Source organism: Natronogracilivirga saccharolytica (genome assembly GCF_017921895.1).
GTDB lineage: Bacteria > Bacteroidota > Rhodothermia > Balneolales > Natronogracilivirgulaceae > Natronogracilivirga > Natronogracilivirga saccharolytica.
In genome coordinates this window covers 209,942-222,730 of the sequence record NZ_JAFIDN010000006.1, presented here as the reverse complement: position 1 = coordinate 222,730, position 12,789 = coordinate 209,942, and the positions used below count along the sequence as shown (strand labels likewise).

Genomic DNA, 12,789 nt, shown 5'->3' with positions numbered 1-12,789 from the left:
CAGAATGCGGGATTGAACGGTGGCATGGGCTACACGTTTTTTGACGGGAGGTTGAATACGAATGTGAATATGGGCGTTTCGCGCAACCAGGTGACCCGGGAAGTGGCCGGAGATCCGGAGGTGCCGGACAATGGCGGAGAGGAGCCCGGGGATTCCGGAGGCGGCGGTTCGGTTCAGGGCGGTGCGGGCGGCAGCCCGGCGGGCAGCGGCGGAGGCAACGTGCAGGTCCGCAACGTCTCCTGGCAGATCAACGGCAATGCGCGGGCATCCTACCGTCTCATGGATGCGGCCAGTCTGGACCTGTCGGTGCGCACCAACAACAACATGATCAGCCAGGGGGCGGGCAGCGGCTTCTCCGAACTGGAAACCCGGCTTGGCTTCAGCTACCGGTTTTGAGAGATACAGACAACACAGTCGCAGGATCTTTTTTCCATTATCCCGAAGAAACAAAAGCAAGCACAGAAATTACATAGCAGGAATCAGGTCAGGAATCAGATCAGGAAACAGGTTCAGTTGAAAAAGAAAGTATCACAAAACAGAAATAATTTTGAAAGGTTGCAGATGAAAAAGCGATACGAAAATGCAGGAAAGAACCGAATCAGCAGTACACCAGCGGTTTACGGCATCATTCTGCTGTTATTCGTGATGTTGACCGGATTTTCCACGGCGCAAGCCCAGGAGTCGGTTCAAATCGATATCGTAAATATTCCGGGAGTCCTGCCGTCGCCGTTTATCAGCGACCTTGAAAATGATGTGCGGGCCGGTACCTATCAGGTACAGCTTAACTATGTCAGCACAGGAACCACTCCCGTTGATCTGATTTTTGAAGTGCGTCTGTACAAGAACAGGGATCTTCTGGTACAGGAATTTTCGGAACCTGCCAGCTTCGACCCCGGAATGCATATCCTCTCGCCTGTATTTGACGATCTGACTTTCGAACGGTCCCAGGAAGATATCATATCGGACCTGGATTCGGATCTGCAGAGTACAATACTTCAGACCGGAGCCCTCCCTGAAGGTGACTATCGCATCGAAATATCCGCAGAGCCGGCCGACGGTCAGACCGGTGTGAATTTCATGGACGGAAGGGCCACGTTCACAGTTACCCATCCGCAGCCGCCTCAGCTGGTAACACCGGCCAATGGTTCGAACATTACCATGGAAACACCGCTGTTCAGCTGGACACCCGTGCTCACCCGCACCAACGTTTCACTGGAATATGAATTACGAATTGTAGAGTTATTTGACGGGCAGAGTCCGGAAGAAGCCATTGATGCCAACCGGCCGCTGGTTGAGGAGACACTCACAGATATCACCACATTTACCTATACGCCGGACCAGTACCCGCTGGAACGGGGGCGCAGCTATGCCTGGCAGATTACTGCCTATGAAGTGAATGACGAAATGCCCATCCGAAACGACGGCGAGAGCGAGATATACTATTTCACGTATCACGAGGAAAGAGAAGTCGATACAGAAATTGCCGATCTCGAAGAAATCGAGCTGGTGCCTGATGTGGCCTATATCGTCAACCCCCAGGATCTGGAATTTGAGGACATCGGTGGTCAGTACGAGCTTAACGGTCCGGCCGATGTGGAGCTGAGAATGGATTACATGCCGGAGCCGGTGACGGTACCTGCGCGTGTTCAGGGGCTTTCCATCCAGCAGGCAAGTCTGGACAACCCGGTTATATCTGCCGGACAAGTACACCTTTCCACCGGAGAAGTTGCTGATTATGTGATTCCGGGACTCGATAATGTGACACTTGAAGAGCTCGTTTTCCAGGTAGGAGCCGGTTTCGATGCCGTTGCACAATTTGAGGATCCGGATTACGGGTCATTCTTCACCCAGGGTAACATAAATCTTACCCGCCGTGGTCCGGATGGACTTCTGACGGTGGAGGGCAGTGACCTTATCTCCTTCGAGAGTGATGACATTTTCGTTGAGGTCAATGCGATTCAGATTCATCTGCGGCAGGGATCCATTTACGGAGAGGGGGCGGTCTCCTTCTGGGGCAGCGAATCTCCCTGCACCATTACCAACCTGAACCTGCGCTCGGAAGACATTTCGACCGGATGGTCCTGCGACCAGCCCCGGTCGCTTCCCTTGCCCGGGGACTCCGACAACCTGCAGCTCACGCTGATGGAGTCAAACGGAAATCTTGAACTTCAGCGCGACGGCACGATCTCTGATGCAGATCTAATCAGCCATCTCCAGCTTGATCTCGGTTTCGACGGGACTGATCCGTGCGGAATTCGTTTTGCTGCCGGCATCGGTACCGACGGACCCGGTGAATTGGAAGTGATCAGACAGACCTGTACCAGTCGAGGAAACGAAGTGGATCTTGGTTTCGGGCGGCTTGATGTTGACGGAATGGAGATGGAAACATTTGCCTATGATCATGGTTCCGGACAGTGGGAGTTCTCGCTCGTGCTGGATGCGGATGTGCTTTTCCCGCTCTTTGAAGAGTGGGGATTCACCCCTGATGATGACATCCGCCTGACCGATTCCGGGATTGAAATCCCCTCTTTTTCAACGGATCAAAATCTTCCCGAATACGATCACGATGGTCTGCTTGTGACACTGCAGCAGCTTGCACTGGAATCGTTCACGTTTCCCTGGCTGGATTGGGACGGTGATGACCCGGGCGACTGGAACCTGACGTTCGATGCCGAAGCTGCCCTGTCAGAGGGATCCGGCGCACTGCCCGGATGTCTCGCAGGTGCTGCCCTGGTCATTGACAATGGCCGGGTAAGTTCCGGTTTACTCGCGGCTGATCTTTCCCTGACCACACTTTCCGACTGTGAGTTTACCCTGCCGGCTGATCACAAAGTGGTGTTCAGTTCTCTGGATGGTTCGATCCAGTCGGAGTATGAATCGGGGTCAGAGGATCCGCTTACGGCCAGCGCCGACTTTTCTGTATCCGGGCACTATGAGCCCGGGCATCCTGTTGTGTGTCCGGAGGATCCGACCGGAACCGACGATATGGGTTCCCTGGCATTTCAGGACGGAATCATGGTCGGAAAACTCTCCCTCGACCAGTCAGGCTGTGACATGCCGGTCGGTCCCATGGATGCCACTCTGAATCAGGCTGATCTGATACTCGATGATGATGGCGGTGAGCAACAGGCCCGTTTTGAAGCCGCAGCTTCACTGATGTTCTCCGAAAATCATCAGGTGGACGGCCAGCTGGCCTATAATATCATGGAAGGGGAATTTGATGAACTCGAATTTCTGATTGAGGATCCGTTTGAACTCGATATTCCGTCAGAAAACCCCGTTTTCTCTTTCGGTATCAGCGAAGCAAGTATTGATCTGGATGGTCTGCATATTGACGGCCGTCATGAGATTATTGTCGGTGATGATGAGATCGGAGTGACCTTCGACGATGTGGTGCAGAAAATCGAAGAGCGTACGATCAGTTCCGGTTCTATTTATCTCGACCGCAACTTTGCGCTGATGGTTTCATTCGAAGACGGAATCGACGCGCCCGAATTCTCGGCCATGCCGATCGATGACGATGATGATTCCATGCCGGATGTACCCGATGAGTCATTCTATATGGAACTGGGAGCCGATGTTGTAATCGACAGCTCCGGTATATCCACTTCCGGTGACGCCTCCGGTGCACTGCAGGTTGCCGATCTCGAATACGGCGATCTGACTCTTTCATTCAGTGACGAATTTGCATTTCAGCTCAACCCGTTCCGTGTCGGGTCAGGACGGGTAAATCTGTATTACAATGATACCCGCATCGCCTATGTGGACGGCAACGGACTCTATCCGCTTGTATCCGGCTTCGCCGAAGAGATGCTGCCCGACAAATTACCCATTCCCAGTACCAGTGTTGCCTATCTGAAGCTGCGCGATGACGACGGCGAGCTGCTGGTTGACATTGAAGAACCCGAGCCCGGGCTGATTACCTTGCAAACCGTTCCCGGGGAATCGGTCGATATGGTCATGCCGGCATTGGATGAATCCGACCCGCCCGTCATAGCCGGCGTTGAATTTGACGAGTTCACCATAACCGCCACACCCGGAAACTTCCAGGTGGATACCGGAAATGCAAGTGTAACCATCGATGAAGACGACGCGCTGGCCGACCTTGCCGAAAATATCGACTTTCCTTTCGATCTGTCCCGGATCAGCTACGGCCGCACGGACGAACTCGACGATGACGGCGGATACTTGCAGCTTGCCGGAGACCTGAGACTGTTCGGTCACACGATCACGGAAGATGCCGGTACGCTGCTGAAAATTTCTTCCAGCGGCATGCTGTCGGCCGATTTTGATATGGTCGATGTCGGATCGGATATTCCCATGATCGGCGACAACGACTGGCTGCAGATTGGCATCGAATCTGTTCAGGGAAGCGTGGCATTTTCACTTCCGGAAACGAGCAATGTCAACTATGACATCGATGTAGATACGGAGTTCCGGTTTGGTGACGAAGCGGAATCCCTGTTCGGCGCCGTTTTCAATTTGCAGCCCGGTCAGGAGCCGGTGCGTACTTCGTTTGACAGCTTTGAACCCGATGAGCCTGTACGCCTGGAGCTGCCCGGATTCACCATCAATCTGAACAGCATCACTTCGGTACCCGAGTCCTATTACAGCAGTGGTGACGGCTGGGATTTCACTATGAATGTGGATGCCGATTTCGAGTTTGACCTGGCCGGTGCCGAGCCGTTCACCCTTCCCATGGACGGACTTCAGATCGGGACCCAGGGCTTTTCCATCCCGCCGCAGGAAATCAATGACGGTACCATGGACGGACTGGATCTGCCGTCATTCGGACTTGCCGGATTCGAGTTTCAGCCGCTCGCATTGCGCACGGAAGATCCGATCACATTCAACTGGTTTGAAGGGGAGCTCCCCGATGCCATACCGTACCTCGATTTTGAATTGCACCTGCCCGATTTTGCCGGCGGCGCGCTGAACCCGCCCGATGGATTTACCTTCTATGATGTGACCATTTCCGACGGTTTCCTCAGCGGAAGTATGGAGCCTGTTGAACCTGATGACGGAATTTCCATTCCGGCAGGCCCGCCGGGCCTTGACCCTCCGCAGCTTCTGATCACCGCCATATCCGGAGCACTCGATACAACAGAAGAAGACGGTGAGACAACCCAGGATGTGGACTTTTCGCTGGCCGGTACCATTGACGACATCCCGTTCTTTGAGGATGAAGAAGCCGGATGTGAAATGGAAGTCACTTATGATCTTTCACTGGTAGCCGGTGAAGGGCTGCAGGGAGAAATTGACGGTCTCGAGCCCTGCGGATCGCTCACTGCCGGACCGGTAACCCTCTCCGGCACAAGTGGCTCACTGGTCTTTTCCTATGAAGACGATGAGCAGCAGGTGATTTTTGACGGCGGACTGTCCGCCGAACTGGAAGGTCCGGAAAATGTGGTTACCGCGGACGGAACGGTTGAGCTCGACCTGCTTTCCGGGCAGATTCTGGACGGTTCCATTGACATCGACCAGCCCTTCCTGATGTCACTTCCCGGATCCGAACCTTCATTCATGGATTTCGAGGTGAATCAGGCCGAACTTTCCCAGGAGGGATTTGTGATTGATGCATCCGGATATCTGGAGGCCGGCGATGTCCAGATCGATGTGGTATTTGACGAGCTGGCGTTTGGTTTTCCGGAATTTGCCATCCAGTCTGGTCAGGCGGAGATTTCATCCGGATTCGGGCTGAAAGTGGGTGTCGGGCAGACTTCTTCGTTTGTGTCGGTCATCGACTATGAAGATGCCGCAACGCCGGAGAATGATGCCCTTGTCTTCTCTGCAGACGGAACGGCAACGCTGGATGCCGACGGCCTCGGCTTTACGGGTGAAGGCGGAGCATCCCTGGTTTTCGACGGTGAGGAATATCTGACACTTCACGCCGCTTTTGAAGACGGATTCACTTACAGTACGGATACTCCGGCTGTGAATGATGGTCAGGCACGGTTTTATACCGACAGCGACCGGGAAGATCTGCTCGCAGTATATGATACCGGCGGTTTCAACTTTGGCGAAATGCTCATAGCGATGCTTCCCGATACTCTGGGGCTGCCTTCCAAAGACATTGCCTATGCGGTGATCACCGATGATGACGGTGATCCGGTCATTTCCGTGGAAAGCAATGATGACGGCGGATACACTCTTGAAACCGGTGATGAGCCGCTTTCGGTTCACTTTCCGGCACTGGAAGATGCCGTCGAAGGGGAGCCGTATGTTGACGCCTATTTTACACTGAGTACCGACGACCAGTACATGCCCAACGGCGGGGATATCACGCTTGCTTCACCAATGAGCCTGGAGCCCTATATCGACGCGCCCGTATCACTTGACTCCATCGCACTGGATACCGACGGTCAAGTTCGTCTGACATCCGTCATTACTGTGGATCTGCCCGAAGCGTTCGGAGATCATGTTGCATCCGCCGAAACGACCATAGGCAGCGGCGGATTTGAAGAGGCTGTGATCACCTTTGGTGAATTTGCCGGCAGCTGGGATGAAAGCCTCGAGCCTGTTGTTCAGCGCGAAATCGGATCTACCCTGAGCGGGGAAACCGAGGAAAGCCAGTTCATGGTGGGACTCTACGGGGCAGAGCTGAGTTTCAACTCACCTGCTCAGCTTGAGATGTCCGGGGTGGTCGAAACCACGTTACTGGAAACAGAAGATGAGACGCCTTTCCCGTTCTTCTACAGCGGCGGATACGGAGAGGACGGATGGTATTTCGATGTGGATGCCATCGGCGAACTGCCCGAGGCCGATATGGGTCTGGCGCAGCTGGTTTTTGACGAGCATGACCCGTTCGATATCAGCGCCGATCAGGATGAGTTTGTAGTGGAAATTAACGGACAGGTTTCTTTCGAAGATATGATCGGGGAGTCTCTGAGTTTCTCCGTAAAGGAAATGCAGATCGGTGTGGACAATCTTCAGGCCTCCCCGGGACTGGTATTTGATATCGGTGAGGCGACACTTGGCCTGGATGAGCAGGAGTTTGAGTTCTTCGAGGGAGCACTCGCCGGAAGCTTCACCGACCCGTCACTTACCATCAGCGGCCGCACACTCAGCGCATCCATATCATCCGGTGAGCTCGAGTTTCTCGATGAAGAGATGACGTTTGAAGATCTGTATGTGGATACCCAGGGGGATTTTACCATCGGAGATGTGGCTGTCGAAGAAATAGAGCTGCTTGGTGAATATCTGATTCTGGAATCTGTCGGATTGAGCCGCACGCAGGAGGAGGGCCTTCGGTTGTCCGGACAGTTCGGCTTTATTATTCCCGATCCGGTTGATCAATACGGAAACATGATCTTTGCCATTGGCAGAGACAGCGACAAGCAGGTCTTTACGGATGTCGAGATACCCGATGACTCCCCGTTTGATCCGCATCTGGATGATGACGAAGAGGTGTCGGTTGACATTACTTCAGACATTACCCTGACCATGACCGACGTCCTGTTTGATGTCGATATTCACGATATTGCCAACACGCATATGGCTGTAATCGGCAATGTTTCGTTCATGGGTGAAGAGCGCATTTGGCTTGGTGAGGAAGGCAGTATAGAAGAAAATCCGGGTATTTCCCTCAAGGGCAACCGTTCCCAGATGCTGGTATACAATATTACGGGTAATGCCGGCTTTACCTTTGACCACACCATTTTCGAGGTTTCCATAGAGGCGGATGTGGCTTCGTCCAACGATGAAATCTTCGAGGTCACACTAAACGGCGATGCCGGTGTTGATGTTCCCGGGTTTTCCGGTTCCGCTTCATTTGAGAATATTGTCATCAATTCCGGAGGTTTTGAAAACAGAGGAAACTTCTACAGCGGAGCCAGCTTCACCGTGATGAAATTTGCCACCCTGGAGCTGGGTGTCTTTGAGTATGAGTCCGACGATTCCGGCATCATGATCGACGTGCCATCGCCATTCGGTGACGACCCCGATCCCGAAGATATGGAGAATGCTGAAGAAGAAGTTGATGAAATCGAAGTTGTACAGCTGCTTCATTTTCATTCAGGCAACGGTGATGACGACAACGGGTCGGCCCTCAAGCTTTCGCTTGGCGGTGAGGCCAATACCGATGACGGAGGTTTTGGCGGAGGTATCGATGAACTCGTGTTCTATGAGACGACCGACGGCGAAATCTCGTTTGCCATTCGAAATATGAATCTGGCACTTGATGAGGCGTTCCAGGCAAGCGCCAGCCTGCTTTATGAGCAGACAGGGGGGGAAACAAACTTTTTTGTTGCCGCCAATCTGGATATTGGAGGCGGCCTGGAAGCATTAATTGCCGGAGGTATTCAGAACCGGGATGATGATCTGTCTTTCGGTTTTTTCGTTGGTGTGAGGTCTGATGTGGCTTTCGATCTCGTTCCGGGCGTGGTGGCCATGTCCGGTTTTGGCGGCGGCTTTTTCTACCGCCCGGTGGAGGATCACGTGAATATTGTCATGGATCATGTTGATCAGTTTCGGCCCGATCCGCCGGGTGACCTGGAACGTGCATCATCCGGACGTCCTACCGAAAATGCCGACTTCGACGATGACGTCGAAATCAAGTTTGTAGTAATGCTGCTTGCCGAACTGGACATGTTTGGTGTTGGTGACCGGCATGTTGTATCCGGTTCGACATTCATCGAAATTACCAATCTCAGTTTTGCCATAGATGCCGACGGCCACGTGCTCGGCCTGGACGGTTCTCCCATGATGGTGGGAGCCACCTTCTTTGCCAGTGTCGACCGGATCGATGACTTCACCATCCATGTGGATCTTGAAGTGGAAATGGATATGGTCCGTGTTATTGAAGCGGAAGGATCCATAAGCTTCATGCTTGTCGACGGAGAAGAAGGAGTACAGTGGGGACTTCTTGGAGAATATAGTATCGATCTGTTTGGCGGTTTGATGGGTAGTCCCGGCAATCGACTTCTGGCAAGTAATGACGGTTTCATGATCGAGGCGGGCGTACATGCCGGTTTTGATGCAGGAATAGTCAGCGCCGAGGCCTCGGTGACCGGATCGGTGTGGTATCTCAGATACGATGAAGCAGAGATGCCCTTTGGTGCTTATGCTACGGTTAGTGGTGAAGCCAGTATTTTATGGGGTTTGATCAGTGGTGACGCTACATTGAAAGCAGTAGTGTCCCGCGTACGGGATCATTACGAGTTTTATGGTTATGGTGTGATAAGTTACCGGGTTATCAAGAGCAGGGAATCAGACGCCTGGGTCAGTGTCAGTACGGAAGACGGCATTGATGTAGACGGGGGGCGGAACCCCGATCCGGATCAGAACCTGTTTACACAGGCCCAGGACCAGGCAGATGAATTTGAGCAAATGGTCACAGATGCCATAGACGGTGTGCAGTCCGAACTAGACCGGCCGGCTGTACCGGGTGTGGATTTTGACGAGGAAACACTGGCGCAGGCCGGATATCATTATATCAAGGAGGGTAATGTCGGACGCTTTTTCTGGAACCTGGCCAAGGTGGCCAATGAGCAGAGGGCTGCCGATATTAATAATCAGGATATACCCGATATCCTTACACAATCAATTCATTTCCATGATCCGGATAATCATATTCTCATCAGAGAACCGACTGGTTCGGAAGTAACAGGTCCGATACAAAACGCAGAAGATGCATTGCAGCTGAAACTGGATGACCTGGAGGATATAAGTGAGCAGACAGTAAATGAGCTGGAACAGATCGTAGTCAGTGCAGTGGAGTTTGAATCAGAAGCTGCTGAGATGCGCAGCGATGCTATCAGTGCTTTGGCACAAGACCCGGCACAGATCACCAATGACCCCGGTGAATCCATGTCTGAAGGAAATACGCCGGACTTTGAGGTAAACGAAGACGATGCTGCAAGTCAGGCGGAAAGTGCAAACAATCTGTCTGAGGAGATTGCCCAGCTTGAAGAGCAGATACATGCCGCTGTTGATTCCATACGGCACAACCTTGAACAGATGAATAATCTGCTTGAAATCGATGTCGCTGCGGAAGGAATCGGCGCTGAAAGCGATGAGTCGGCAACCGTCAATCAGGTTTCCGAGTACTTCGCGGAAACACTTACAGCCGTTGACAAGTATTACGCTACTCTTGCCGATGAACAGTGGCAAACTGTTAATTACTCCCGGTGGATTGCCTTTGAGTTTGGCAGACGTCAGGGCGCTTTTGAGCTTGCTATAGAAGACGAACTGTTACCTACGATAATAAATGCTCATAACGCGAGGAACACAAACCAGGAAGATTTCGAGGATGCCCGTGAAACAATGGCTGAGCGGGTGCGGATGATTGAGTCTCTGGCCGATGATCCGAGGGATCCCGGCACCCCCTATGACTTCAGCGGTTATGATGCTCAAACCCAGGTATACGACAAGCTCGGCGAAGATAATGTGAATTTCGATTCACTGGAAGTAAATATCATGGATCTGTGGTACAATATCTATGTACTGGGATATGAAAGAGTGGTCGAAGAACATGTTGAGTTCGTAAACGGAGAGTTCACTGACGATTACGAAAGCTTCCGTCAATCCGTTGTTGATATCATGGAAGTGAATACAGAAATGATAGATGACTTTTACAATCTCAGAGCCAATATGCTCGGCAATCTTTATCACATCGTCGATAACTATGTCGAGATGTTCGATGAAGCAGAAGCTGAAGGCGGAGAGGCAGAAGTGGAAGTCGGACGTCTGGATGAATATGACCAGTTGCGCGCCGATATTCTTGAGGAACTGGAGCCCCCGGAGTTAACCGACATTTCGGTTGATAATTCCCATGAACAGGGGACTTTTATTGGCGGTGCGGTCATCAGCTGGGAAGCTACACATCCAAGCGGTATTGCCGAGGTCAGTCTGGATCTTCAGGACAATGATTACGGCCAGGAGGCGACCGCAGCCGAACGGAGCTATCTTACCATCGGAAACCCGGATGATTTCCGTTATCACTCTTACGTTCGCGCAGATGACGCGGATGATGTCGTTCTCTGGTCTGAGGATGGAATCTCCAGCCCCGATTCCGAGGCCCATACCCGGTCTGTAGATGTCGGGATACGGGTTCGCGGTGCCGGAGGTATCACGGCCCGGCGAAGTGCAACTTTTGACATGAAGGTCGGTGCGTACGGTGATGATACAAGTCCGTCCGACAATATTCTGCCCTCACCTGACCAGACCAGCCCGCCTGAGGATATGATGGTAGATCTGGCTTATTATTACGGTAAAGGAGAATATGAATCTTCCATGATCCAGCCCGACGGTCTGGGAGGCTTCGAATATGCAAGTACCAGCGAAGAAGCTTATTTCACCAGTGATCCGGAAGTCATTTCCATGCGTGTTCTGGTCAATGAGCCGGAAATGAGTATTGCTAACTATGATTATCAGGTCGGCCATCTCAGCGGTGAAGATGACGTGCTGGAACAGACGGATCTGGTTGGTGACCAACAGACCTATCCGGATGTACCCGGCAACTGGACCGAAATGGTGGAAGCAGAAACCCGTATCATAAATATGGAGCTGGGAGAAATGTACTTCCTCTCCGTTGGCGCCTGGAATCTTAATGATCAGGGTATCGGTGTTACAAAGGAGCGGCCGGTGATATATGATGATACACCTCCTACTGATCCCGGGCCAAGCGGTGATCTAGTCTTGACGTTTACACAATCCTTCTTCCAGCCTTCCGTTGATGAGAACCCGGTGATTGATAATCCGCCGGATTATTCCCTCGACTTCATTCAGCAGCTGGGTGAAATTACAAACACGGATGCCGTACCTGAGCTGCCCTCCGTAGCATGGAGCGAATCAGAGGACGATCTTTCGGGAATAAAACATTATGAATATCTCGTGACGGAAAGTGACAGCTATAGTGATGCCAAGTTCAGCGAAAAGGGATTCACCACCGAAGATAACGAGGTGTCCATCGTGAGCGGGCAGGGGGCGCATGAATCGCTGGATTTCGACTTTACTGACAAATTGCATGTTCATGTGCGGGCTGTTAACAATGCCGGACTGACCAGCGAAGTCTACACGATTGGCCCGTCCTATCCTCATGATCCCAACCCGCCGAGCCAGCCGTCTGTCAACGGATACAAAGCTTCCAATGAGATCCGTGCCTACATAACCAAACGTTCTTATGATGCCGAATCCGGCATGAAAGGCCATCAGTTTGCCGTAGGGTCTTCGCCGGGAGGAACGGATATCCGCGGATGGCCGGATGATGACGATATGGATTTTGATGTCGTGCACGCCGTTCCTGGTCATCTCTCTGATGAAGCGCCTTATGTATCTTTCGACAAGGACGAACTTCCAGAAGGAGAGGATATCTATATAACGGTCAGAGGTGTAAATAATCAGGGTACCAGGTCAAAAATGATTGCGACCGGGCCGTTCATTATCGACAGTAATCCACCTGATGAACCGGAGATGGAACTCTCCATAGCATCAGACGGCTCACTGGATGTTTCACTTTCGGATGTTCAGGATCCGGTCTCGGGAGTGGAGTCGGTGGAGCTGTTTATTAACGAAATATCTGACGGCACATCAAGTGTGATTGAAGGCTGGCATACCATATACAGTCCTTCGACTCCGCAGACATGGAATCTTACATTCAACAGGAACTATTCCATTCCGGACGAGCATGAGATTTCTGATGTCAGGGTATATGCCCGGGTTACCAATGCCGCCGGGCTTCAGACCATCGTTTGGGAAGATGTGCCGACCCTTGAACTGAACGTGCAGTTCCAGGGATATCAGCAGTATCAGCCAACTCAATTTAATTTTTAGCAGAATCTTTATGCACCT

Annotated in this window: 1 protein-coding gene and 1 pseudogene; both read left to right on the top strand. The window is 52.2% G+C overall.

The genetic code is table 11. From position 1 onward, the window contains the following. Positions 1-396, top strand: a pseudogene (locus NATSA_RS09510) (hypothetical protein); the annotation flags it as partial. 165 nt (positions 397-561) lie between these two features. Next, positions 562-12,771 carry a hypothetical protein gene (locus NATSA_RS09505; protein ID WP_210512026.1) on the top strand — a complete coding sequence of 4,070 codons (12,210 nt, stop codon included), beginning with the start codon at positions 562-564 and terminating at the stop codon, positions 12,769-12,771. The last annotated feature ends 18 nt before the right edge of the window (positions 12,772-12,789 follow it).